Genomic DNA, 23,907 nt, shown 5'->3' on the forward strand with positions numbered 1-23,907 from the left:
TACAGCCTGCCGGCCGACGGCTACGCGCTCATTCGCGCGACCGCCCCCGTCAGTTGTCGTCCTCGTCGATGAGGAAGCCGCGCATCGGCGACGGCGCCTGCTGCATCGGCTGCGGCGCCTGCGGCCGCACCGGCGCCATCGGCTGGGTCATCGCCGGCGACATCTGCTGCTGGCCGCCGTACGACGGGCCAGCGCCCATGCCGGGGTTGCCGCCCATCGTCTGGTTGCCGCCGTACGACGGGGCGCTCGCACCCGCGGACGCCATCGACGGGGACGGCGGCAGCGACGGTGCGGCGGACGGGGTCCGCGGCGGGGCCAGCGAGTCGTCGGCCTGGGTCTCCAGCTGACGCAGCTGGCTCTCCAGGTACGACTTCAGGCGGGTGCGGTACTCGCGCTCGAAGCCGCGCAGGTCCTCGACCTTGCGCTCCAGCGTGGCGCGGGCCGACTCCAGCGAGCCCATCGCGACGCGGTGCTTCTCCTGCGCGTCCCGCTCCAGCGCGTCGGCCTTGGCGCGGGCGTCGCGCTCCAGGCCCTCGGCGCGCGAGCGCGCCTCGCCGACGATCTTGTTGGCCTCGGAACGGGCCTCCGCAATCGCCTGGTCGGCGGTCTGCTGGGCGAGGGAGAGCACGCGGGCCGCGCTGTCGCCGCCCGGGCCCTGGCCCGGCTGCTGCATCTGCGGGCCGTGGCCGCCCATGGGGCCACCCATGGTGCCGCCCATGTTGCCGCCCATCGGACCGCCCATGGGGCCGCCCTGCATCGGACCGCCCATCGGGCCGCCCTGCGGGCCACCGTGGCTGGGACCGGCCGGCAGCTGAGGAGCACCACCGGGCAGCTGGGGCGGACCCATCTGCGGGGGCTGCTGCTGGACCGGCGGACCCGATATCCCGGCGGGCACGGGGGCGCCGGGACCCACGGGCCGCTGGTCCTGCTGCTCCGGAGGCTTGCGCATGCCCTGCTGCTGCTGGTTCTGCGCGGCCGCGCGCGTGGCGGCGGCCAGCTTGGCGCGCAGGTCCTCGTTCTCGCGGAGCAGGCGGGTCAGCTCGGCCTCGACCTCGTCGAGGAAGGCATCGACCTCGTCCTCGTCATAGCCTTCTCGGAGGCGGACGGTCGTGAACTGCTTGTTCCGCACGTCCTCGGGGGTCAGCGGCATCTCTTCTTCACCTCTACGTAGTCGTCGGCAGTCGGCAGGACCGTTATCGCTCTACACCCTCAGACCCTCATCGCGAAGCTACCCACGATGTTGAGCAGGATGTAGACGATGATCATCAGAACGAAGAAGGACAGGTCGAGTGCCACGCCCCCGAGACGCAGCGGTGGGATGAACCGCTGCAGAAGCTTCAGTGGTGGATCGGTGACAGTGTAGGTGGCCTCCAGAACGACCACCATCGCCTTGCCGGGTTGCCATGAACGGGCGAACTGGAAGACGTACGACATGACCAGTCGGAAGAACAGCAGGACAAGGAAGCACATCAGAGCGATGTAGATCACCTGCAGTGCGACGCTCATCCCGCGCTTCCCTCTCCCCTGGCCATGTCCACCGACCCTTCCGGCCGGCCGTTCCCGGTGTCGTGCTCTCAGCTCTGGTTGAAGAATCCGCCCTCTGCGATGCGGGCCTTGTCCTCCGCCGTGACATCGACGTTAGCAGGCGACAACAGGAACACCTTCTGCGTCACTCGCTCAATGCTGCCATGCAGACCGAAGACGAGACCGGCGGCAAAGTCGACAAGTCGCTTCGCATCCGTGTCATCCATCTCGGTGAGGTTCATGATCACAGGCGTGCCCTCGCGGAAGTGTTCCCCGATGGTACGGGCCTCGTTGTAGGTCCGCGGGTGCAGCGTGGTGATGCGGTACGGCTCCCGCTCGGACACGACCTTGGGCATGATCACCGGTGCGTTCTTCTCCAGGCTCGGACGTTCAGGTGTGATGGATGCCACGGGGGCGATTCGGGCGGGTCGTCCGCTTTCTGCCGGAAGCGGAACCGGTTCCCTCTGCACAGGTGCTTGCGGAACGACGCGTACCGGTTCTTCCCGCTCCACCTGGAGCGGGGGCTGCGAGTGGCGCCGCCGGTCCCGCTCGGGCTCCGGCTCCAGCTCGGGTTCGAAGTCGTCATCGGGGTCGAAACCCCGGCCGTCGTACCCATCGTCCTCCACGAGGCCGAGGTAGACCGCCATCTTGCGCATCGCGCCGGCCATGCTCTGAGTCCTCCGCTCTGTGGTGGATCGGCAACGTCAGCTCGTGCCCGCGATCCACTGGGCCTGTCCGCTGTTCGGCGGAAATGACCATATTTTCTGCTGTGGTCCGACTTCTTCGCGACGTTACCCGAGCCGGGGTCGGTCTCCGAGTACCGCCGTCCCGATGCGCACATGTGTCGCTCCGGCCGCCACGGCGTGCTCGAGGTCCGCACTCATCCCTGCTGACACCATGTTCGCAGTCGGATGGGCGGCGCGCAGGCGGGATGAGAATTCCATCAGCCGATCGAATGCGGCGCGTTCGCGCCCGGCGTACGGGCCGGCCAGCGGCGCCACCGTCATGAGCCCGTCGAGCCGCAGCCCCGGCGCCGCCGCCACCGCCTCGGCCAACTCCTCGATGCCGTCCGGCGCCACGCCGCCCCGGGCCCCCCGCTCGCCCGCCTCGGCGTCGAGCGCGACCTGCACGAGGCACCCCAATTCGCGCCCGGCGCGCTCCGCCGCACCCGAGAGTGCGCCGACGAGCTTCAGCCGGTCCACGGACTGCACCACATGGGCATAACTCGCCACGGAACGGACTTTGTTGGTCTGGAGCTGACCGACGAAGTGCCAGGTCAGATCGAGATCCGCGCAGGCGGCGGCCTTCGGCGCGGCGTCCTGGTCGCGGTTCTCCGCGACGTGCCGTACGCCGAGCTCGTGCAGCAGTCGCACGTCACTCGCCGGGTAGGTCTTGGTGACGACGATGAGGGTCACGTCGTCCCGCTCGCGGCCGGCAGCCGCGCAGGCGGCGGAGATACGTTCCTCCACCCGTACCAGGTTCTCGGCGAGCTGCGTCTTTCGGTCCGTCAGGTCCGTCATGTCCGTCATCAGGTATCAGTCCAGCCAGACATATCCGGCGAGCCGCCCGGTGGTGCGGTCGCGGCGGTACGAGTAGTGGTCGCGCGATTCGAGGGTGCAGACGTCCGACGCGCGCCGGTCGCGCACCCCCAGCGCGTCGAGCTGCGCGTGCACCCCGGCGCTCACGTCGACGGCCGGAGTGCCCCAACTCGTCTCCGAGTGCGCCTCGGGCACGACGGCTGCGACCTCGTCGCGCATGTCCGCCGGAACCTCGTAGCACCGTCCGCAGACGGCCGGTCCGGTACGGGCGGTGATACGGGACGGCTCGGCGCCGAGCGCGGTCATGGCCTCCACGGCGGCCGGCACGACCCCCGCGACCAGCCCGGGCCGTCCGGCGTGGGCCGCGCCCACCACACCCGCGACCGGGTCGGCGAGCAGGACCGGGGTGCAGTCCGCGGTGAGCACGGCGAGCGCGAGCCCGCGCCGCGCCGTGACCACGCCGTCGACCGCCGGGACGTCCCCGCCGGTCCACGGCCCGTCGACCACGGCGATGTCACGGCCGTGCACCTGGTTCATCCAGACGACCCGCTCGGGGTCGAGCCCGAGCGCCTCGGCGGCGAGCCGCCGGTTGCTCCGGACGGCCGCGGGGTCGTCGCCCACCGCGCCACCGAGGTTGAGCTCCTCGTACGGAACGGCGCTCACCCCGCCCCACCTGTCGGTGAAGGCGAAATGCGCGCCGTTCACGATGTCGTGCTGTCCTATCACGTCACCGGGTCACTTCAGGAAGTCCGGGACGTCCAGCTCTTCGGCCGAGGTGTCCGGGTACGGGCGGGCCGGCGGCACGGACGTCGGGCCGGTCGGCGACAGCGGCGGCTCGCTCGCGACGGGCGCCGGGTCCACCGGCGGGGCCGACGGCTCCTCGCGCATCGGCACGCTGCCGAGCCCGCCGATGGACCGGGCGGACTCGTTCGCGCGCGGCGGCGGGGCCGGCTCCTCGCGCTTGGCGGTGGACGAGGCACCGAGGATGTTGTCGCGCCGCGCCGGGGGCTGGCCCCCGTCGAAGCCCGCGGCGATGACGGTGACGCGCACCTCGTCGCCCAGGGCGTCGTCGATGACCGCGCCGAAGATGATGTTGGCCTCGGGGTGGGCGGCCTCGCTGACCAGCTGGGCCGCTTCGTTGATCTCGAAGAGGCCCAGGTCGGACCCGCCGGAGATGGAGAGCAGCACACCGCGGGCGCCGTCGATGGACGCCTCCAGCAGCGGCGAGGAGATCGCCATCTCGGCGGCGGCCACCGCGCGGTCGTCGCCGCGCGCCGAACCGATGCCCATGAGCGCCGAACCCGCCTCGGACATGACCGACTTGACGTCGGCGAAGTCGAGGTTGATGAGGCCCGGGGTGGTGATGAGGTCGGTGATGCCCTGAACACCGGAGAGCAGCACCTGGTCGGCGGACTTGAACGCGTCCAGCACGCTGACCTGGCGGTCCGAGATGGACAGCAGCCGGTCGTTCGGGATGACGATGAGGGTGTCGACCTCTTCGCGGAGCGCGGCGATGCCGTCCTCCGCCTGGTTGGCGCGGCGCCGGCCCTCGAAGGTGAACGGCCGGGTGACCACACCGATCGTCAGGGCGCCCAGCGAGCGCGCGATGTTGGCGACGACGGGCGCGCCGCCCGTGCCGGTGCCGCCGCCTTCGCCGGCGGTGACGAAGACCATGTCGGCCCCCTTGAGGACCTCCTCGATCTCCTCGCGGTGGTCCTCTGCCGCCTTGCGGCCGACGTCAGGGTTGGCTCCGGCCCCGAGGCCGCGGGTGAGTTCGCGGCCGACGTCGAGCTTGACGTCGGCGTCGCTCATCAACAGTGCTTGCGCGTCCGTGTTGATGGCGATGAACTCGACGCCTTTGAGACCGACCTCGATCATTCGGTTGATGGCATTGACACCACCGCCGCCGACACCGATGACCTTGATGACTGCGAGGTAGTTCTGCGGTGCTGCCACGTCGAAGGCCTCTCGCCTCGAGTTACGTGTCGCCACTTCGCGGTGGTCTCGCGACGCGGCGACGGATGCCGATGGGACGGTCCGAAACGCCGACCCAAACCCTAACGTTGAAGTTTAGGGTTACCAGTGTCTCTGTTCGCTGGACTCTTCCGAACAGGACACTAAGTCGACAAGTGGCGCACGTTCAACGAACACGCCGAACCTCCCGTTTTTCTTTTCACCCTATGTGATCACCCATAGCGCTGACCAACCAGGGTGCTGGCCAGCGCATATGTGCGTCAACTCCGCGCTGCCGCAGGGGCTGTCGGGGCGCTGACGTCGAAGTGCCCCGCTTTGGGCGCCGCCTTCATCAGTGCGAGCAGCGCACGCGCTTTCGCCTCGCCGTCCTCGCCGCTCCCCCACACCACCGTCCGGCCCCCCGTCAGCTCCAGGGTGATGGAGTCGTACGAGCGGACGCCGACGATCCGGACCTGCCGCGCGACCCGCTCCGGAAGGTCCCCGGCCACGCCGACCGCCTCCCTGGTGAGCCGCTCGGCGTCGAAGCGGCGCAGGCTCGGCGACTGATCCACCGTCATCCGGAGCAGGGGCACGCCCTTCGGAGCCCGCTCCACGGTGGCGAAGCGCACGCCCTCGGCGTCCACCTCGACGAACTTCACGCCCGACTCCAGCAGGAGCACGGGCGTGCGTTCGGTCACCTCCAGGGCGATCCCGTCCGGCCACGACCGGGAGACGTCCACCGAGTGGATCCGGGGCAGCTTCCCGCGCAGCCGCTGCTCGATCGCCTCCGTGTCGACCGAGGCGAGGGCGGACCCGAGCGGTACGGCCGCGGCCGTACGGACCTGGTCCGGCGTCAGCACCCGCGTACCGGACACCGTGACGTCGCGGACCCGCAGCCACTTGGAGCCGTACAGCACCCACACGCCGCCCGCGACGAGCGCGAGGGCGGTGATGATCACCAGGAGGGTGCGGGGCGAGGGCAGCCGCGTACGGCCGCTCCCCGGCCCCGGACGGGGGGACCGGGCCGACGAGGCGCCCCGGGGCCCCCGGGCTCCGCGCTGGGCTGTCGTCGTCGGTCCGGCCATGCTCCCTGCCTTCCGCGCGCCGCTACGCCTTCCGGTGTGCGGCGATCGCCTCGTAGACCATGCCGACCAGCAGCTGGTCGGCGTCCCGGCGGCCGAACTCGCCGGCGGCGCGGGACATCTCGTACAGCCGGTGCGGGTCGGAGAGCACCGGCAGGACGTTGCCCTGGACCCAGGCGGGCGTCAGCTCGGCGTCGTCGACCAGCAGGCCGCCGCCCGCCTTGACCACCGGCTGGGCATTGAGCCGCTGTTCGCCGTTGCCGATCGGCAGCGGTACGTACGCGGCGGGGAGGCCGACGGCGGACAGCTCGGCGACCGTCATCGCGCCCGCGCGGCACAGCATCATGTCGGCCGCGGCGTACGCGAGGTCCATCCGGTCCACGTACGGTACCGGGACGTACGGCGGCATCCCGGGCATGTTGTCGACGTGCGGCACTTCGTTCTTCGGGCCCACCGCGTGCAGGATCTGGATGCCGGAGCGCTGGAGCACCGGGGCGACCTGCTGGACGACCTCGTTGAGGCGGCGGGCGCCCTGCGAGCCGCCGGAGACCAGCAGCGTCGGCAGGTTCGGGTCCAGGCCGAAGGCGGCGCGCGCCTCCGGGCGGACCCGGGCGCGGTCCAGCGTGGCGATGGTGTGCCGCAGCGGGATGCCGATGTACCGGGCATTGCGGAGCTTGCTGTCGGGGGTGGCGACGCCGACCCCGGCCGCGTACCGCGAGCCGATCTTGTTGGCGAGGCCGGGCCGCGCGTTGGCCTCGTGGACGACGATCGGCACGCCGAGCCGCTTGGCCGCCAGGTAGCCGGGCAGGGCCACGTAGCCGCCGAAGCCGACGACGCAGTCGGCCTTGGTCCGCTCCAGGATCTGCTCGGCGGCCTTGATCGTGCCGCGCAGCCGCCCGGGGACGGTGATCAGCTCCGGCGTGGGCTTGCGCGGCAGCGGTACGGCGGGGATGAGCGCCAGCTCGTAGCCCCGCTCCGGGACGAGCCGGGTCTCCAGGCCCCGCTCCGTTCCCAGGGCCGTGATCCCCACGGTCGGGTCCTGCCTGCGCAGGGCGTCCGCGAGGGCGAGCGCGGGCTCGATGTGGCCGGCGGTCCCCCCACCGGCGAGTACGACATGCACCGAAATTCACCGCTCTCCGGACGGACGCTTCTTGACGCGCCGTCGCATCGACTTCCAACTCACCCCGGCCCCTTTGCCCCACACGGGCTGGCGCATGGCCAGGGCCGCTTTCGCCGCGGGCTCCTGGCGCGCGAAGGCGATCAGCAGTCCGACGGCGAACATGGTCGGCAGCAGGGCGGAGCCCCCGTAGGAGAACAGCGGGAGGGGGACACCGGCGATCGGCAGCAGGCCGAGCACCGCACCGATGTTGACCACGGCCTGGGCCGTGATCCAGGTGGTCACGCCTCCCGCGGCATACCTCACGAAGGGGTCCTCCGTGCGTCCGGCCACGCGGATACCCGCATAGCCTAGAGCCGCGAACAGGGCGAGCACCGACAGCGTCCCCGCCAGCCCCAGTTCCTCCCCAGTGATGGCGAAGATGAAGTCGGTGTGCGGTTCGGGGAGTTGGCCCCATTTTTCCACACTGGCACCGAGCCCGGAACCGAACCAGCCGCCCGACGCCAGAGCATAGATGCCGTGCACGGCCTGCCAGCACGCGTCCCCGGGGCCGGGGTCGGTTGCGCCGATGCAGGCGAGGCGCGCCATGCGGTTGCTGCTGGTCCTGATGAGCATCACGCCGATCGCGGCGGCCACGGTCAGCACGCCGACGAACATCCGGGTGGGGGCGCCGGCGAGCCACAGCAGGCCGAAGAGGATGGCGGTGAGGATGATCGCGGTGCCCATGTCCCCGCCGAGCATGATCAGCCCGAGGAGCAGGAAGGCGACCGGGACGAGCGGCACCAGCATGTGCTTCCACTGGGTCAGCAGCCGCCTGTCCTGCTTGCGGGCGAGCAGGTCCGCGCCCCACAGGATCAGCGCCAGCTTGCCGAACTCGCTGGGCTGGAGCTGGAAGGGCCCGCCCAGGTAGATCCAGTTCTGGTTGCCGTTGACCGCGTGCCCTATCCCGGGGATCTGGACGAGCACCATCAGGAAGACCGTGCCGACGAGCAGCGGGTAGGCCAGCGCCCGGTGCAGATTGGCGGGCACGCGGGAGGCGAACAGCAGCAGCCCGGTGCCGATCGCCGCCGCCAGGAACTGCTTGCGGAAGAAGTACGTGTCGGACAGCGACAGCTCCAGCGCCTTGATCTGCGACGCGGAGTAGACCATCACGAGCCCGAGGACGGTGATCAGCAGGCTGGCGCCGAGGATCACGTAGTACGCGGTCAGCGGCCGGTCCCAGGCCCGCCGCGCCCGCTCGTAGAGCGCCCGCACCCCGCCGCCGCGCGGCGGGCGGGGAGCGGGGACGCGGCGGAGCCGGCCCCCTTTGCGGACGGTGGGGGGCCGGCGCAGACCCGCGGTCCGGGCGCGCAGGGCGAGCCCCGGGAGTCCCGCGAGCCCCGCACGGCCCGGCGCGTGCGGCGGGTGGTGCGGTGCGTACGCGGCGGTGTGCTGGGCCCGCATGGTCGCCGTCCCCTCCAGTCGCTCCAGTCGTGCCCGGCAGCGCCGGACCCGCTCGCTGGTCAGGCGCGCCCGGCGGCGAGGGCCCGGACCGCGTCCGCGAACGCCTCGCCCCGCTTGTTGTAGTTGACGAACATGTCCATGGAGGCGCAGGCGGGGGCCAGCAGAACCGTATCCCCGGGCTCGGCCAGCCGGGCCGCTTCCTCCACCGCCGCGGACATCGCCCCAGTGTCGGTCCGGTCGAGCTCGACGACCGGTACCTCGGGGGCGTGTCGCGCCAGGGCTTCGCGGATCAGGGCGCGGTCGGCGCCGATGAGCACCACGCCCCGCAGCCGCTTCGCCGACTTCTCGACCAGCTCGTCGAAGGTGGCGCCCTTGGCGAGGCCGCCGGCGATCCAGACGATGGGGTCGTACGCGGCCAGCGACGCCTCGGCGGCGTGCGTGTTGGTGGCCTTGGAGTCGTCGACGTACGCCACGCCCCCGACCTCCTCGACCAGCTCGATGCGGTGCGGGTCGGGGCGGAAGGCGCGCAGCCCGTCGCGTACGGCCTTCGGCTCGACGCCGAAGGCGCGGGCGAGGGCGGCGGCGGCGAGGGCGTTGGCGATGTTGTGCGGCGCCGGGGGGTTGACGTCGGAGATCTGGGCGAGCTCCTGGGCCTGCTTCTGCCGGTTCTCGACGAAGGCGCGGTCCACCAGGAGGTCGTCGACGACGCCGAGCTGGGAGGGGCCGGGCGTGGCGAGGGTGAAGCCGATCGCGCGGCAGCCCTCCTCGACGTCCGCCTCGCGGACCAGGTGCTCGGTGACGGGGTCCTGGACGTTGTAGACGCAGGCGACCTGGTTGCCCTCGTAGATGCGGCCCTTGTCGGCGGCGTACGCCTCCATGGAGCCGTGCCAGTCGAGGTGGTCCGGCGCCAGGTTGAGCACGGCGGCGGAGTGGGCGCGCAGGGAGGGCGCCCAGTGCAGCTGGTAGCTGGACAGCTCGACGGCGAGGACGTCGTACTCCTCCTCGCCGAGGACGGCGTCGAGGAGCGAGACGCCGATGTTGCCGACGGCGGCGGTCCGCAGGCCGGCCGCCTCCAGGATGGAGGCGAGCATCCGCACGGTCGTGGTCTTGCCGTTGGTGCCGGTCACCGCGAGCCAGGGCGCGGCGTCCGGGCCGCGCAGGCGCCATGCCAGCTCGACGTCGCCCCAGACCGGGACGCCCGCCTCGGCGGCCGCGGCGAACAGCGGCTTGCCGGGCGCCCAGCCGGGCGTGGTGACGACGAGCTCGGTGCCCTCCGGCAGGGTCGCCCCGTCGCCGAGGCGGACGGTGATCCCTTCCGCCTCCAGCTCGGCCGCCTGCGTACGGGAGCGCTCGTCGTCGCCGTCGTTGACGACGGTGACGCGGGCGCCGAGGCCGTGCAGGACGCGGGCGGCGGGGATGCCGCTCACGCCCATGCCGGCGACGGTGACGTTCTTGCCCTGCCAGGTGGTACTCACTTGTCGGCTGCCCATCCCGCGTAGAAGAGCCCCAGACCCACGATGACGCACATGCCCTGGATGATCCAGAACCGGACCACGACCAGGACCTCGGACCACCCCTTGAGTTCGAAGTGGTGCTGGAGGGGGGCCATCCGGAAGACGCGCTTGCCGGTCATCCGGAAGGAGCCGACCTGGATGACCACGGAGAGGGTGATCAGCACGAAGAGGCCGCCCAGGAGGGCCAGCAGCAGCTCCGTGCGGGAGCAGATGGCCAGGCCCGCCAGCGCGCCGCCGAGGGCGAGCGAGCCGGTGTCGCCCATGAAGATCTTCGCGGGCGAGGTGTTCCACCACAGGAAGCCGAAGCAGGCGCCCATGAGGGCGGAGGCGACGACGGCGAGGTCGAGCGGGTCGCGCACCTCGAAGCAGGCGTTCGGGTTGGTCAGGGTCATGGCGTTGGCGCAGGACTCCTGGAACTGCCAGAGCCCGATGAAGGTGTACGCGCCGAAGACCATCACCGAGGCGCCGGTGGCGAGGCCGTCCAGACCGTCGGTGAGGTTCACGCCGTTCGACATGGCCAGGATCATGAAGAGCGCCCACACGACGAACAGCACCGGGCCGATGGACCAGCCGAAGTCGGTGATGAACGACAGCCTGGTGGAGGCCGGGGTCTGGCCGCGGGCGTCCGCGAACTGCAGGGCCAGCACGGCGAAGGCGATGCCGACGATCAGCTGGCCGGCCATCTTCGCCTTGGCCCGCAGGCCGAGCGAGCGCTGCTTGACGATCTTGATGTAGTCGTCGAGGAAGCCCACCAGGCCCATACCGGCCATCAGGAACAGCACCAGCAGGCCCGAGTACGTCGGGTCCTCGCCGGTGATGACCTTGGCCAGGGCGTACGCGATGAGCGTGGCCAGGATGAAGGAGATGCCGCCCATGGTGGGCGTGCCCTTCTTGCTGCCGTGCGTGCGCGGGCCGTCGTCCCGGATGAACTGCCCGTATCCCTTGCGGGCCAGGAGCTTGATCAGCAGCGGCGTACCGATCAGGGTCAGGAAGAGCCCGATGGCTCCCGCGAAGAGGATCTGCCTCATCGGCCGGCGACCTCGCCCTCGGCAGTGTTCTCGAGCAGTGCCAGGGCGACCCGCTCGAGCCCGACCGACCTGGAAGCCTTCACCAGCACGACGTCACCCGGGCGCAGCTCACTGCGCAACAGGTCGATCGCCGCCTGCGCGTCGGACACGTGCACCGACTCCTCACCCCACGAACCCTCGTTATATGCGCCCAGTTGCAGCCAGGACGCTTCCCTGCCCCCGACCGCGACGAGCTTGCCGACATTGAGCCGGACGGCGAGCCGTCCGACCGCGTCGTGCTCGGCGAGCGACTCGTCGCCGAGCTCGGCCATCTGGCCGAGCACCGCCCACGTACGGCCCCCCTTGGCCTCTGCGGCCTTGCCCATGGCCGCGAGCGCGCGCAGGGCGGCTCGCATGGACTCGGGGTTCGCGTTGTAGGCGTCGTTGACGATCGTCACACCGTCCGGACGCTCGGTGACCTCCATGCGCCAGCGGGAGAGGGAGTCCGCCTCGGAGAGCGCGGTGGCGATCTCGTCGACGGACATGCCCAGCTCATGGGCGACGGCGGCCGCGGCGAGCGCGTTCGACACGTGGTGCTCACCGTACAGGCGCAAGGTCACGTCGCTGCACCCGGTGGGTGTGTGAAGCTTGAAAGAGGGCCGTCCGTTCTCCATGAGCCGGACATTCTCGGCACGTACGTGGGCGTTCTCGGCCTCGCCGAAGAACGTCACGCGCGCGCGGGTGCGGCTTTCCATGGCCCGTACGAGCGGGTCGTCGGCGTTCAGCACGGCGACGCCGCCCTCGTCGGCCGGGGGCAGGGCCTCCACGAGCTCGCCCTTGGCCTGCGCGATCTGCTCGCGGCCACCGAACTCGCCGATGTGGGCGCTGCCCACGTTCAGGACGAGCCCTATGGTCGGCGGGGTCAGTTCGGTCAGGTACCGGATGTGGCCGATTCCGCGCGCTCCCATCTCCAGGACGAGGTGCTCGGTGTCCCGGGTGGCGCGCAGCGCGGTGAGCGGCAGGCCGATCTCGTTGTTGAGGGAGCCCGGCGTCCAGACGGTGGGCCCCTTGCGCTGGAGGACCTGGGCGATGAGGTCCTTGGTGCTGGTCTTGCCGGCCGAGCCGGTCAGCGCGACGACCGGCGTGCCCAGGCGCCGGACGACCGCGCGGGCGAGCGCGCCGAGGGCCCTTTGGACGTCGTCCACGACGATGGCGGGCACCCCGACGGGGCGGGTCGCCAGGACGGCCACCGCGCCCGCCTCAAGGGCCTGGTGCGCGTAGTCGTGGCCGTCGACGCGTTCGCCGACGAAGGCGACGAAGAGGCTGCCGGGTTCGATCTCGCGGGAGTCGCGGACGACGGGTCCGGTGACCTGAATGGCCGGATCCGGTATGTCGTGCGTCTGCCCGCCGACGATTTCGGCGATCTCGGCGAGGGAGAGGGCGATCACTACTTCATCCCTGACTGTTATGGATTGCTTCGCGCAGGACCTGGCGGTCGTCGAAGGGGCGTACCACCCCTGCGACGTCCTGGCCCTGCTCGTGGCCCTTGCCCGCGACCAGCACGGTGTCGCCGGGCTTCGCGCGCGCCACGGCGGCGGCGATCGCGGCCGCCCGGTCCTCGAACACCACGACCTCGCCGCGCTCGTGGATCGGCACCTCGGCGGCGCCGGCGAGCATCGCGGCGAGGATCGCGAGCGGGTCCTCGGAACGGGGGTTGTCGGAGGTCAGTACGGCGGTGTCGGCGAGGCGCGCCGCGGCGGCTCCCATCGGGCCGCGTTTGGTGGTGTCCCGGTCGCCGCCGCAGCCGAGGACGACGTGCAGCTTGCCCTCGGTGACCTTGCGCAGGGCGCGCAGGACCGATTCGACGGCGTCCGTCTTGTGGGCGTAGTCGACGACCGCGAGGTACGGCTGGCCCGCGTCGACGCGCTCCAGGCGCCCGGGGACGCCGGGGACGGCGGCGACGCCGTCGGCGGCGGTCTGCGGGTCGACCCCGGCGACGGCCAGGGTGGCGACGGCGGCGAGGGTGTTGGCGACGTTGAACGGGCCGGGCAGCGGGGCCTTGGCGGCCACGCGCTCGCCGTTCGGGCCGAGGATCGTGAACGTGCTGCCCAGGGGGCCGATTTCGACGCCCTCGGCGCGCCAGTCGGCGTCCGGGTGGCCCTCGGCGGAGAAGGTGACGACGGGGACGGATGCCTCCTTGGTCAGCCTCCTGCCGTACTCGTCGTCGAGGTTGACCACTCCCAGCCGGCTGCGGCGCGGCGTGAAGAGCTGCGCCTTGGCCTGGAAGTAGTCCTCCATGTCGGAGTGGAACTCCATGTGCTCCGGGCTGAGGTTGTTGAAGACGGCGACGTCGAAGACGCAGCCGTCGACCCGGCCGAGCACGAGGGCGTGGCTGGAGACCTCCATGGCGACCGACTGGGTGCCGCGTTCGCGCATCACCGCGAACAGCGCCTGGAGGTCGGTGGCTTCCGGGGTGGTGCGCTCGGACTTGAGGCGCTCGTCGCCGATGCGCATCTCGACGGTGCCGATCAGTCCGGTGCGGTGCCCGGCCGCCTTGAGGCCGCCCTCGACGAGGTAGGCGGTGGTGGTCTTGCCGGAGGTGCCCGTGATGCCGATCTGGAGCAGGTCCTCGCCCGGCCGCCCGTAGATCTCGGCGGCGAGCTCGCCCATGCGGCCGCGCGGGTCCTCGGTGACCAGGACCGGCAGTCCGGTGGCGGCGGCGCGGTCGGCGCCCGACGGGTCGGTGAGGACGGCGACGGCGCCGAGGTCGGCGGCCTGGCCCGCGAAGTCGGCGCCGTGGAGGCGGGCGCCCGGCAGCGCGGCGTACACGTCCCCGGGGCGTACGGCCCGTGAGTCGTGGGTGATCCCGGTCACCTCCGCGCTGCCCGGCGTGGGGATGTCCAGCCGAGCGGCGAGCTCGCCCAGGGGTGTGGGGCGGACCTGGGCCGGACGGGGCGCTCCCGGGTGTTTCGCGGGGGCGTCCTTCTGGGTGGTTCGGGACTGATCAGCGTGTGGCACGGCGGTGAGCGTACCGGGCGTACCCGTGATCGGGCCAAAAGAGGCCGCCGCGGCGCCGGGGCTGCCGAAACGGTTCCCGGGATCGGGGGTAATGGATGTCACTGGGTGCTCCCGTCGGCTCACTCGCCGGGTTTGAAGGTGACCGGGAGGCGGGGGGCCGCCTCGCCGGTCGGGGGGACTTGCAGGGTCTTGAGGGCGAATTCCATGACCTTCTTGTAGATGGGGCCGCAGATCTGGCCGCCGAAGTAGCTGCCCCTGGTGGGGTTCTGGATGGCGCAGTAGACCGTGACGCGCGGTTTGTCGGCGGGCGCGAAGCCGGCGAAGGAGGCGGTGTAGCCCTTGTACCGGCCGAGTTGGGGGTCGACGCGGTTGGCGGTGCCGGTCTTGCCGGCGACGCGGTAGCCGGGGATGGCCGCCTTGGTGCCGGTGCCCTCCTCGTCGCCGACGACCGACTCCAGCATCGCGGCCAGCGTCTTGGCGGTCTTCTCGCTGACGACCCGGGTCTCCTCGGGGGCGGGCGCCGGGGTGAACCGGCCGTCCGGTCCCTTGGTGCCGCGCACCAGGGTGGGCTGGACGCGTACCCCGCCGTTGGCGATGGTCGAGTAGACGGAGGCCGCCTGCATGGCGTTGATGGACAGGCCCTGCCCGAAGGGGATCGTGTACTGCTGCGAGGTCGACCAGTCCTCCGGCTTGGCGAGGATGCCGGCGGTCTCGCCGGGGTAGCCGAGGCCGGTGGGGCGGCCGATCCCGAACTTGCGCAGGTACGAGTGGAGGACGCGGTTCGCCTCGGCCTGGGTGTCGCCGAGCTGGCCGGTGGCGAGGATGGTGCCGATGTTGCTGGACTTGGCGAGGACACCGTTGAGGGTCAGGTACCAGGTGGGGTGGTCGATGTCGTCCTTGAAGAGCCGGTCGCCGCGGTGCAGCCGGTTGGGCACGACGACATGGGTGGAGGGCGTGGCGGCGCCCTCCTCCAGGACGGCGGCCATCGACATGACCTTGCTGGTGGAGCCGGGTTCGTACGCGTCCTGGAGGGCGGCGTTGCCCATGGCGGCGGCGTCGGCCTGGGAGAGGTCGTTGGGGTCGAAGCCGGGCGCGTTGGCCATGGCGAGGACCTCGCCGGTGCGGACGTCCTGCACGATCACGTAGCCGCGGTCCGCGCGGGAGGCCTCCACCTGCTGGGTGATGGCCTGCTGGGCGGCCCACTGGATGTCGCGGTCGATGGTCAGCTCGATGTCGGAGCCGGGGACGGCCGGGGTCTCGCGTGCGCCGGCGGTGGGCACCCGGCGGCCGCCGGACTGGGCGTAGGTGATCTCGCCGTCCTTGCCGGCCAGCTCCTTCTCGAGCATGGACTCCAGGCCTCCGCCGCCGCGGCCGTCGGACCTGACGTAGCCCAGTATCCCGGCGGCGAGGGTGCCGTTGGGGTACACGCGGGTGCTGCTGGGTTCGTTGAAGATGCCCGCGAGGACGCTGACGCCGGGGCCGCCCTTGGCCTTCTCGGCGCGGGCCTTCTCGGCGAAGACGTTCTTCAGGTCCTTGATCTGCTTCCACACCTGCGGCGTCTGGCGGCGGGCCAGCAGCGCGTAGCGGGACTTGGGCGTCTTGAGCTTCTTGACCAGCTCGGCGGGGTCCTTGCCGAGGATGGGCGCGAGGAGGGCGGCGGCCTGCTCGGGCGCGTCGGGGGCCTTGCTCTCCTCGGGCGTGAACATCTTGGGGTCGGCGGTGATGTCGTACGCGTCGACGCTGGCGGCCAGTGCAACGCCGGAGCGGTCGGTGATCTCACCGCGCTCGGCGGTGAGCTTGTGGCTGAGGTAGCGGTTCTTCTCCGCCTTGGCGGCGTACGCGTCGGCGTCGACCGCCTGGACCTGCAGGAGCCGTACGACGAACGCCAGCATCACCAGCGTCAGGCCGAGGCTCACCAGCCGCAGCCGGGGCCGGGGGTTGGCGAGCCTGACGGTACGCGGCTGGGGCCGGGGCTGCGGCCGGGCGGGCCCCCTCGATGAGGGGCGCGGGCGGCCCTGGCCGGGCCGCGCGGGAGCCGGCACGCGCCGGCGCGGGGGCGTCGGGGGCTGCGTCGGGGGCACTCGTCACCTGCCGGGGGTGTTCGGGTACGCGGACTGCTGCGCGGGCGCGGGCGCCGGGCCGGGCACGCCGCGGACGGTGCCGTCGGGGTCGAGGAAGACGGGGCTGCCGCCGGGCACCATGCCCAGCTCGCGGGCTCTCCGCTCCAGGGCGTCGGGGGCGGACCGGTCGTCCACGTCCCGCTGGAGTTCCTGTTCCTCGTCGGTGAGTTCGGTGGTCTTCTTCTTGAGTTCGCTCAAGCGGAAGGAGCCCTCGTTGAGGGAGGAGTTGAGCAGCAGCAGGGTGATCAGCCCGCCGCCGAGGAGCAGCACGACCAGCAGGACGAAGGGGGTGCGGGCGGCGGTACTGGGCCCGGACGGCATGAGCCGCGCGAGCCGTGCGGCCCGCCCCTTCAGGGGTCCCGCCTTCGTCACGTGTCCTCCCTGATCCGTTCCGCCGCCCGGAACCTGGCCGGGGCGGCGCGGCGGTTCTCGGCGACCTCTTCCTCGGTGGGCAGCTCCGCGCCGCGGGTGAGCAGCTTCAGGCGCGGCTGGTACTGCTCCGGTACGACGGGCAGGCCGGGCGGTGCGGTGGTGGCGGCGCCCGCCGCGAAGACCTGCTTGACCAGCCGGTCCTCCAGCGAGTGGTACGACAGGACGGCGATCCTGCCGCCGACCGCGAGGGCCTTCACGGCGGCGGGGATGGCCCGCTCCAGGACGGACAGTTCGCCGTTGACCTCGATGCGCAGGGCCTGGAAGGTGCGCTTGGCGGGGTTGCCGCCGGTGCGCTTGGCGGCCTGCGGCAGGGCGTCGCGGATGAGCTCCACCAGCCGGGCGCTGTGGGTGAACGGTTCCTTCTCGCGCTCCCGTACGACCGCCGCCACGATCCGCTTGGCCTGCTTCTCCTCGCCGTACTGGCGCAGGATGCGCACCAGTTCGCCGGGCGGATAGGTGTTGAGGACCTCGGCCGCGCTGATGCCGGTCGTCTGGTCCATGCGCATGTCGAGCGGGGCGTCCTGGGCGTACGCGAAGCCGCGGTCGGCCTCGTCGAGCTGCATGGAGGAGACGCCGAGGTCGAACAGGATGCCCTGGACGCGCGGGACGGAGAGGCGTTCGAGGACCTCGGGCAGCTCGTCGTAGACGGCGTGGACCAGGGTGGCCCGGTCGCCGAACGGCGCGAGCCGCTCGCCGGAGAGCCGCAGCGCCTCGGTGTCCCGGTCCAGGCCGATCAGCCGCGCCTCGGGGAAGCGGGTGAGCAGCGCCTCGCTGTGCCCGCCGAGGCCGAGGGTGCAGTCGACGACGACGGCTCCCGGCTTCCCCAGGGCGGGGGCCAGCATGTCCAGGCACCGCCGGAGCATCACCGGGACGTGTCGGCTCTCGCTGCGCTCGCTCATGCGCCCTCTCAGATCCGGCGCGGCCGTACGCGCTGCCGGGCCGGCGCCGGGTCGGGCGTCGGCCGACCCGGTGAGCGGGAGGAGGCCGAGCCGTACGTACCGCCGCACACGCGGGGGAGAAACTGCGGAATTCTCTGGATTCGCTCAATGTCTCCGTGAACTTCGCGTCACTTTAGTCCACTCCCCCGCCCGGTCAATCAACCGGGCAGCGCGTCGCACGGCCCGTCCACGCAAGGGGGCCATTCACGGACAGCTCACCCGTACGGGCCCAATCCCCTCACTCCTGTGGGGTACCTCACACCAAGGCGCGTTGACGCTCTTGTCGCTTCTCACCACCGGGGTCCGTCCGCTGTGACGGTTAACGTCGGTGACATGTCGACTTCTGCGCATTCCTCGACCAGCGATGCGCGCACCGCCGGCACGGTCATCGGCCGTCTCGTCGAAGCGAACGAGCGCTACGCCGCCGACTTCGAAGACCCCAGGATGGACGCGCGGCCCGTGCTCCAGGTGGCCGTGGTCGCCTGCATGGACGCCCGCCTCGACCTGCACGCCGCGCTCGGCCTGGAGCCGGGCGACTGCCACACCATCCGCAACGCGGGCGGCGTGGTCACCGATGACGTGATCCGCTCGCTCACCATCAGCCAGCGCGCGCTCGGCACCCGCAGCGTGATGCTGGTGCACCACACGGGCTGCGGCCTGGAGACCCTGACCGAGAAGTTCCGACAGGAGCCGGAGAACGAGGTCGGCCAGCGGCCGACGTGGGCCGTCGAGTCGTTCCGCGATGTCGACCAGGACGTGCGGCAGTCGACGCAGCGGGTGCGCACGTCGCCGTTCCCGCTCCACACCGATGACGTGCGCGGTTTCGTGTTCGACGTGCACACGGGTCTGCTGCGCGAGATCGACGCCGCTTCCTGAGCCGGCCTGTGGGCGAACCTCTGCGAACCCCTGCCGGTCTCCGCGGACCTCTGGGAATCTCTGCGAATTTTCGTGGCCTGGCACCACCCGAAAGCCCCGCAACCTCCGACATATCGACCGTGGTTATCCACAGGCCGACGGCGGTCGAGTGACAGCCACGGGCAACGCCAACAACAATGCGTGGGTGACACCTTCGCTGAATGGTTCGGAGACGGTGTCCGTGTTTCAAGGGTGGGCCGGGCCGTCAGCCGCGCACGGCCCATGGAACGGGCCGAGGAGGGCCGGGTGACGACCTATGACGATCGTTATGACGATCGAGCGAGCCTCACAGATCTGACCGCCACAGCGGAGCGTGTCCGCAGGTCGGTCGAGGCTGTGATCGAGGGCAAGCCTGAGGTCGTACGGCTTTCGCTGACCGTGCTGCTCGCCGAGGGACACCTCCTCATCGAGGACGTGCCCGGCGTCGGCAAGACCATGCTGGCCAAGGCGCTGGCGCGGTCCATCGACTGTTCGGTCCGGCGTATCCAGTTCACGCCCGACCTGCTGCCGTCGGACATCACCGGTGTGTCGATCTACGACCAGCAGCGCCGTGACTTCGAGTTCAAGCCGGGGGCGATCTTCGCGCAGATCGTGATCGGCGACGAGATCAACCGCGCCTCGCCCAAGACCCAGTCCGCGCTGCTGGAGTCGATGGAGGAGCGCCAGGTCACCATCGACGGGCAGACCTACGAACTGCCCAGCCCCTTCATGGTGGTGGCCACGCAGAACCCGGTGGAGATGGAGGGCACCTATCCGCTGCCCGAGGCGCAGCGCGACCGGTTCATGGCCCGCGTCTCGATGGGCTACCCGAGCCCCGAGGCCGAGCTGGCGATGCTCGACGTCCACGGTGCCGTGTCGCCACTCGACGACCTCCAGCCGGTGGCGCACGCCCACGACATCGTGAAGCTCGTCGACGCGGTCCGGTCGGTCCATGTCGCCGAGGCGGTCCGGCGGTACGCCGTGGACCTCGTCTCCGCGACCCGCAATCACCCGGACCTCCGGCTCGGCGCCTCGCCGCGCGCCACGCTGCACCTGCTGCGCGCGGCCAAGGCGTCGGCCGCGCTCCAGGGCCGGGACTACGCCCTGCCGGACGACGTCCAGGCGCTGGCCGTCGCGGTCCTGGCGCACCGGCTGCTGCCGACCGCGCAGGCACAGCTGAACCGGCGCACCTCCGAGCAGGTGGTGCTGGAGATACTCCAGCGCGTCCCGGTGCCGACGGCCGCCCAGCAGCCCGCCCCGCCGGCTCCGGGGCCGGTTCCGGGTGTCGGCCCGGCTCCGCTCTACGGCCGGCAGCAGCCCGGCGTACGGCGGCTTTGATGGCGGCCTCCGGGCCCGCCGCCGCGGACGGCGCGGGCACGGGCGGCGACGGCAGGGGCGGGGAGAGCAGGGGCGGCGGGGTACGCGCCGCCCTCGATGGCCTGACCACGCGCGGCCGGTCGTTCCTCGCCGCCGGTGTCGCGGCGGTGATCTGCGCCTACGTACTGGGCCAGGGCGACCTGCTGCGGGTCGGGCTGCTGCTCGCCGTGCTGCCGCTGGTGTGCGTGGTCGTGCTCTACCGCACCCGCTACCGGGTGGTGGCCGGACGGCGGCTGGGCCCGCAGCGGGTGCCCGCCGGGGCGGAGGCGCGGGTGCACCTGCGCATGGACAACGTCTCGCGGCTGCCCACCGGGCTGCTGATGCTCCAGGACCACGTGCCGTACGTGCTCGGGCCGCGGCCCCGGTTCGTGCTGGACCGGGTCGAGGCGGGCGGGCGCCGCGAGGTGTCGTACCGGGTCCGGTCCGACCTGCGCGGCCGCTATCCGCTGGGGCCGTTGCAGCTGCGGCTGAACGACCCGTTCGGCATGTGCGAGCTGACCCGTTCGTTCAGCGCCTACGACACGCTCACGGTCGTACCGCGCACGGAGCCGCTGCCGCCGGTGCGGCTCGCCGGTGACGCGCCGGGGTACGGCGACGGGCGGCAGCGCGCGCTGGCGGTGGCCGGCGACGACGACGTGATCCCGCGCGAGTACCGCTACGGCGACGACCTGCGGCGGGTGCACTGGCGCTCCACCGCGCGCTACGGCGAGCTGATGGTGCGGCGCGAGGAGCAGCCGCACCGGGCCCGGTGCACGGTGCTGCTCGACACCCGTGCGGTGGCGTACCAGGGCGGCGGGCCCGACTCGGCGTTCGAGTGGGCGGTCGCGGGCGCGGCCTCCGTACTGGTGCACATGCTGGAGCGGGGCTTCGAGGTGCGGCTGCTGACGGACACCGGAGGCGCGCTGCTGGGCGAGGGCTCGGACGGTTTCGTCGGCGCCACGCAGGACTCGGCGGACGCCGCCGGGCTGCTGATGGACACGCTCGCGGTCGTCGACCACTCCGACGGGCTGGGCCTCTCGCGCGCGTACGACGTGCTGCGCCTCGGCAGCGAAGGGCTGCTGGTCGCCTTCGTCGGCGACCTCGACGAGGAGGAGGCGGCGGTGGCCGCCCGGATGCGGCAGCGCAGCGGCGCGGCGGTGGCCTTCGTCCTCGACAGCGGTGCCTGGCTGTCCGGCGGCGCGGTGCCCGGGCCTGCGGAGGACAGCGTGCGCCGCCTGCGTGAGGCGGGGTGGACCGCGCTGGCCGTGGCGCCGGGCGCGTCGCTCGCCGAGCTGTGGCGGTACGCCGGGCATACGCGGATGGAGTCGGGCGCGCCGGGCGGCGGCACGACAGGGTCTTCGGGGGGTTGGTCATGAGCGGTCGCGCGAAGCTGGCGCTGTGCGCGTACGCCGCCACGCTGATGGCGTCGGGCGCGCTGCTGCCGCTGGTGATCGAGGTCGGCTGGTTCGTGCAGGCGGCGCTGCTGCTGGCGGTCCTGAGCGGGGCGGGCGCGCTGGTGCGGCGGTTCACGCCGGCCAGGCCGCCGGCCCTGGCGGCCCAGGCCGTGCTGGCCATGGTGGCGCTGACGGTGGTCTTCGCCCGCGAGCAGGCGGTGGCCGGCGTGCTGCCGGGGCCGGAGGCGGTCCAGCGGCTCGCCGCGCTGCTGCAGGCCGGTGCCGAGGACGTCGGGCAGTACGCGATACCCGCGCCCGCGACCGACGGCATCCGGCTGATGCTGATCGGCGGGGTGCTGCTGATCGGGCTGGCGGTGGACGCGCTGGCCGTGACCTTCCGCAGCGCCGCCCCGGCGGGGCTGCCGCTGCTCGCGCTGTACTCGGTGGCCGCCGGGCTGTCCGACGGCGGCTCCACCTGGCCGTGGTTCCTGCTGGCCGCCACCGGCTATCTGGTGCTCCTGCTGGCGGAGGGCCGGGACCGGATCTCCCAGTGGGGCCGGGTCTTCGGCGGCGCGCCGGCGAAGCCGGCGGGGCGTGCCGGGTCCGGGTTCCCGGCGTCGGCAGGCGGTACCGCTCCGGTGCGTACGGGGCGGCGGATCGGCGTCGTGGCGCTCGGCATCGCGCTGGTGGTGCCGGCCGCGCTGCCGTCGCTGAGCGGCGGGCTGCTGGCCGACGCGGGCACCGGCGGGAGCGGGGGCGGCGGGGGCACCATCTCCGCGGTCAACCCGCTGGTGTCGCTGCAGAACGACCTGAACCAGCCGGAGGACCGGGAGGTGCTGCGCTACCGCACCAACGCCCCGGACCCCTCGGACATGTACCTGCGCATGGTGGCGCTCGACCGGTTCGACGGCACCTCCTGGAAGTCGTCGGAGCGCAAGGTCGGGGACGTACCGGAGCAGCTGCCGCGGCCGCAGGGGCTCGGCTATGACGTCGAGTCGTCCTCGGTGACCACCAACATCTCGGCCGCCGACTCCTACGAGCAGAAGTGGCTGCCGCTGCCCTACCCGGCGACGGTCGTCGGCATCGAGGGCCGCTGGCGGTACGAGCCGGAGGGACGGATGCTCGTCGGGGACGACGGGCAGACCACGCGCGGCACGCAGTACTCCGTGACGAGCCTCGTCCTGAAGCCGACGCCGAGCCAGCTGGCGAACGCGCCGGCGCCTCCGGAGTCGGTGGCCCGCGAGTACACGAGCGTGCCGGACTCACTGCCCGAGGACGTGCGGACGACCGCGCTGGAGGTGACCGAGGGCGCGGAGAACGACTACGAGCGGGCCGTGAAGCTCCAGGACTGGTTCGCCGTGGAAGGCGGGTTCACCTACGACACCGAGGTGGAGTCGGGCACGGGCGTCGACGCGGTCTCCCGGTTCCTGAGGGACAAGGAGGGCTTCTGCGTCCACTTCTCCTTCTCGATGGCGGCGATGGCCCGGACGCTGGGGATACCGGCGCGGGTGGCGGTCGGCTTCACGCCGGGGGCGCAGCAGGGCGGCGGTGTCATGTCCGTCGGCATACGCGACGCGCACGCCTGGCCGGAGCTGTACTTCGACGGTGTGGGCTGGCTGCGGTTCGAGCCGACGCCGACGCGGGGCACGGCGCCCGAGTACACCCGGCCGCAGACGCCGTCGGGTGCGACACCCACCCCGGTGCAGCCGGAGGCGAGCGCCTCCGCCGCGCCGTCGCCGACGCCCTCCACGGACCCGAGCTGCACGCCGCAGATGCAGCGCCTGGACGAGTGCGGCGGGGCAGCGGCGACGGGCGAGCTGCCGCCCGCCGATCCCGGCACGCCGGTCGGGACGGTCCTGCTGGTCGCGCTGGGGGTGGTGGCGGTGGTGCTGATACCGCTGCTGCCGATGCTGTGGCGGATACGGGTCCGGGCGCGCCGCCTGTCGTCGGGCGGGCGGGCCGGCCGTGCCGCCGAGGACGCGGGGGCCCGGACGCTGGCGGCCTGGCGTGAGGTCGTCGACACGGCCTGGGACCACGGCGTCGTCCCGGACGAGTCACGCACGCCCCGCAGCACGGCCGAGCGCATCGTGCGGCTGGGCCGGCTGGAGGGCGGACCGGCGGAGGCGGTGCACCGGATGGCGAGCGCGGTGGAGCAGGTGCTCTACGCGCCGTGGCCGCGCCCCGCGACCGGGCTCGCCGAGGACGCCGCGCGGGTGCGGACCGGGCTGCGGGCCGCGCTCGGTCCGGTGGCCCGCCTGCGCGCGACGCTGGTGCCGCGCTCGGCCGTCCGGGTGCTGTGGGCGGTCTCGGAGCGCTGGGCGGCGGTCGCGGACCGGTGGTCGGCGGGCCGCCGCCGGGTGGCCGACCGGTGGTCGGGCCTGCTGCGCCGGCCGTCCCGGCAGCGCGGCTGAGCCGGGGCGCCGTACGGGTGGGCGCCTAGGGGGTGTCTCCTAGGAGAACGGGTGAGGGGTGTCCGCGGGGGAGCGGTCACCCCAAAACCGTGGTAGCAGTGGGTGGGACGGGTTTTGTCAGCATCGCGCTCAATTGCCCAGGTCCGACCGGCGGCGCAGGCCCCCC

Annotated in this window: 20 protein-coding genes; 4 read left to right on the forward strand and 16 right to left on the reverse strand. The window is 72.3% G+C overall.

Going from position 1 to position 23,907, the window contains the following annotated elements; all coding sequences use genetic code 11:
- Positions 1-49: 49 nt before the first annotated feature.
- From ABZX67_RS13295 to rsmH, 16 genes are all read right to left on the reverse strand, one after another.
- On the reverse strand, positions 50-1,150 hold the full coding sequence (locus tag ABZX67_RS13295; protein WP_355358447.1) for a DivIVA domain-containing protein: 1,101 nt from the start codon (positions 1,148-1,150) through the stop codon (positions 50-52).
- A 59-nt stretch (positions 1,151-1,209) separates the two neighbouring features.
- Positions 1,210-1,506, reverse strand: a complete 297-nt coding sequence (locus ABZX67_RS13300) for a YggT family protein (RefSeq protein ID WP_355358450.1) — start codon at positions 1,504-1,506, stop codon at positions 1,210-1,212.
- A gap of 68 nt (positions 1,507-1,574) precedes the next feature.
- Positions 1,575-2,192: a cell division protein SepF gene (sepF, locus tag ABZX67_RS13305; protein ID WP_355358453.1), complete on the reverse strand. Its 618-nt coding sequence runs from the start codon at positions 2,190-2,192 to the stop codon at positions 1,575-1,577.
- 123 nt (positions 2,193-2,315) lie between these two features.
- Positions 2,316-3,035: a YggS family pyridoxal phosphate-dependent enzyme gene (locus tag ABZX67_RS13310; protein WP_355358520.1), complete on the reverse strand. Its 720-nt coding sequence runs from the start codon at positions 3,033-3,035 to the stop codon at positions 2,316-2,318.
- A 24-nt stretch (positions 3,036-3,059) separates the two neighbouring features.
- The gene (pgeF, locus tag ABZX67_RS13315) at positions 3,060-3,788 is read right to left on the reverse strand and encodes a peptidoglycan editing factor PgeF (protein ID WP_355358456.1); all 729 of its coding nucleotides are present in this window, start codon (positions 3,786-3,788) and stop codon (positions 3,060-3,062) included.
- A gap of 9 nt (positions 3,789-3,797) precedes the next feature.
- Positions 3,798-5,018, reverse strand: coding sequence for a cell division protein FtsZ (ftsZ, locus tag ABZX67_RS13320; RefSeq protein ID WP_355358459.1), 1,221 nt, complete (start codon positions 5,016-5,018; stop codon positions 3,798-3,800).
- Positions 5,019-5,296: 278 nt separating this feature from the next.
- Positions 5,297-6,100, reverse strand: coding sequence for an FtsQ-type POTRA domain-containing protein (locus tag ABZX67_RS13325; protein ID WP_355358462.1), 804 nt, complete (start codon positions 6,098-6,100; stop codon positions 5,297-5,299).
- 22 nt (positions 6,101-6,122) lie between these two features.
- Complete coding sequence (murG, locus tag ABZX67_RS13330; protein ID WP_355358465.1) at positions 6,123-7,217, reverse strand: undecaprenyldiphospho-muramoylpentapeptide beta-N-acetylglucosaminyltransferase; 1,095 nt, start codon at positions 7,215-7,217, stop codon at positions 6,123-6,125.
- A 6-nt stretch (positions 7,218-7,223) separates the two neighbouring features.
- Complete coding sequence (ftsW, locus tag ABZX67_RS13335) at positions 7,224-8,657, reverse strand: putative lipid II flippase FtsW (protein WP_355358469.1); 1,434 nt, start codon at positions 8,655-8,657, stop codon at positions 7,224-7,226.
- 59 nt (positions 8,658-8,716) lie between these two features.
- Positions 8,717-10,147 carry a UDP-N-acetylmuramoyl-L-alanine--D-glutamate ligase gene (murD, locus tag ABZX67_RS13340; RefSeq protein ID WP_355358472.1) on the reverse strand — a complete coding sequence of 477 codons (1,431 nt, stop codon included), beginning with the start codon at positions 10,145-10,147 and terminating at the stop codon, positions 8,717-8,719.
- On the reverse strand, positions 10,129-11,199 hold the full coding sequence (mraY, locus tag ABZX67_RS13345; RefSeq protein WP_355358475.1) for a phospho-N-acetylmuramoyl-pentapeptide-transferase: 1,071 nt from the start codon (positions 11,197-11,199) through the stop codon (positions 10,129-10,131). Before mraY ends, murD begins: the two co-directional genes overlap by 19 nt.
- Positions 11,196-12,626: a UDP-N-acetylmuramoyl-tripeptide--D-alanyl-D-alanine ligase gene (gene murF, locus ABZX67_RS13350; protein WP_355358478.1), complete on the reverse strand. Its 1,431-nt coding sequence runs from the start codon at positions 12,624-12,626 to the stop codon at positions 11,196-11,198. The genes mraY and murF overlap by 4 nt, the downstream gene beginning before the upstream one ends.
- 4 nt (positions 12,627-12,630) lie before the next feature.
- Entirely contained in the window at positions 12,631-14,298 is a 1,668-nt protein-coding gene (locus ABZX67_RS13355) for a UDP-N-acetylmuramoyl-L-alanyl-D-glutamate--2,6-diaminopimelate ligase (RefSeq protein ID WP_355358481.1), read from the reverse strand.
- A gap of 17 nt (positions 14,299-14,315) precedes the next feature.
- On the reverse strand, positions 14,316-16,238 hold the full coding sequence (locus ABZX67_RS13360; protein WP_355358523.1) for a penicillin-binding protein 2: 1,923 nt from the start codon (positions 16,236-16,238) through the stop codon (positions 14,316-14,318).
- A 42-nt stretch (positions 16,239-16,280) separates the two neighbouring features.
- Positions 16,281-16,688: a septum formation initiator family protein gene (locus ABZX67_RS13365; RefSeq protein WP_355358484.1), complete on the reverse strand. Its 408-nt coding sequence runs from the start codon at positions 16,686-16,688 to the stop codon at positions 16,281-16,283.
- A complete protein-coding gene (gene rsmH / locus ABZX67_RS13370) occupies positions 16,685-17,647 on the reverse strand; it encodes a 16S rRNA (cytosine(1402)-N(4))-methyltransferase RsmH (RefSeq protein ID WP_355358487.1) in 963 nt (320 codons plus the stop codon). Before rsmH ends, ABZX67_RS13365 begins: the two co-directional genes overlap by 4 nt.
- A gap of 372 nt (positions 17,648-18,019) precedes the next feature.
- Here rsmH and ABZX67_RS13375 point away from each other — a divergent pair, with 372 nt between their 5' ends.
- The 4 genes from ABZX67_RS13375 to ABZX67_RS13390 all read left to right on the forward strand — a co-directional run bounded on the left by ABZX67_RS13375 (position 18,020) and on the right by ABZX67_RS13390 (position 23,741).
- Positions 18,020-18,562 carry a carbonic anhydrase gene (locus ABZX67_RS13375; protein WP_355358490.1) on the forward strand — a complete coding sequence of 181 codons (543 nt, stop codon included), beginning with the start codon at positions 18,020-18,022 and terminating at the stop codon, positions 18,560-18,562.
- Positions 18,563-18,823: 261 nt separating this feature from the next.
- Positions 18,824-19,918, forward strand: a complete 1,095-nt coding sequence (locus ABZX67_RS13380; RefSeq protein ID WP_355358493.1) for a MoxR family ATPase — start codon at positions 18,824-18,826, stop codon at positions 19,916-19,918.
- Positions 19,918-21,312, forward strand: coding sequence for a DUF58 domain-containing protein (locus tag ABZX67_RS13385; RefSeq protein ID WP_355358496.1), 1,395 nt, complete (start codon positions 19,918-19,920; stop codon positions 21,310-21,312). Before ABZX67_RS13380 ends, ABZX67_RS13385 begins: the two co-directional genes overlap by 1 nt.
- Entirely contained in the window at positions 21,309-23,741 is a 2,433-nt protein-coding gene (locus tag ABZX67_RS13390; RefSeq protein ID WP_355358499.1) for a transglutaminaseTgpA domain-containing protein, read from the forward strand. The genes ABZX67_RS13385 and ABZX67_RS13390 overlap by 4 nt, the downstream gene beginning before the upstream one ends.
- The last annotated feature ends 166 nt before the right edge of the window (positions 23,742-23,907 follow it).

Source organism: Streptomyces sp. NPDC003036 (genome assembly GCF_040611175.1).
In the GTDB taxonomy this organism is placed as follows: Bacteria; Actinomycetota; Actinomycetes; order Streptomycetales; family Streptomycetaceae; genus Streptomyces.

What these genes read in the sequence shown, in the direction of transcription:
- ABZX67_RS13295 (WP_355358447.1), bottom strand. Translation starts at nt 1,150, where the DNA reads ATGCCGCTGACCCCCGAGGACGTGCGGAACAAGCAGTTCACGACCGTC.
- ABZX67_RS13300 (WP_355358450.1), bottom strand. Translation starts at nt 1,506, where the DNA reads ATGAGCGTCGCACTGCAGGTGATCTACATCGCTCTGATGTGCTTCCTT.
- sepF (WP_355358453.1), bottom strand. Translation starts at nt 2,192, where the DNA reads ATGGCCGGCGCGATGCGCAAGATGGCGGTCTACCTCGGCCTCGTGGAG.
- ABZX67_RS13325 (WP_355358462.1), bottom strand. Translation starts at nt 6,100, where the DNA reads ATGGCCGGACCGACGACGACAGCCCAGCGCGGAGCCCGGGGGCCCCGG.
- ftsW (WP_355358469.1), bottom strand. Translation starts at nt 8,657, where the DNA reads ATGCGGGCCCAGCACACCGCCGCGTACGCACCGCACCACCCGCCGCAC.
- murD (WP_355358472.1), bottom strand. Translation starts at nt 10,147, where the DNA reads ATGGGCAGCCGACAAGTGAGTACCACCTGGCAGGGCAAGAACGTCACC.
- mraY (WP_355358475.1), bottom strand. Translation starts at nt 11,199, where the DNA reads ATGAGGCAGATCCTCTTCGCGGGAGCCATCGGGCTCTTCCTGACCCTG.
- rsmH (WP_355358487.1), bottom strand. Translation starts at nt 17,647, where the DNA reads ATGAGCGAGCGCAGCGAGAGCCGACACGTCCCGGTGATGCTCCGGCGG.
- ABZX67_RS13375 (WP_355358490.1), top strand. Translation starts at nt 18,020, where the DNA reads ATGTCGACTTCTGCGCATTCCTCGACCAGCGATGCGCGCACCGCCGGC.
- ABZX67_RS13380 (WP_355358493.1), top strand. Translation starts at nt 18,824, where the DNA reads ATGGAACGGGCCGAGGAGGGCCGGGTGACGACCTATGACGATCGTTAT.
- ABZX67_RS13385 (WP_355358496.1), top strand. Translation starts at nt 19,918, where the DNA reads ATGGCGGCCTCCGGGCCCGCCGCCGCGGACGGCGCGGGCACGGGCGGC.
- ABZX67_RS13390 (WP_355358499.1), top strand. Translation starts at nt 21,309, where the DNA reads ATGAGCGGTCGCGCGAAGCTGGCGCTGTGCGCGTACGCCGCCACGCTG.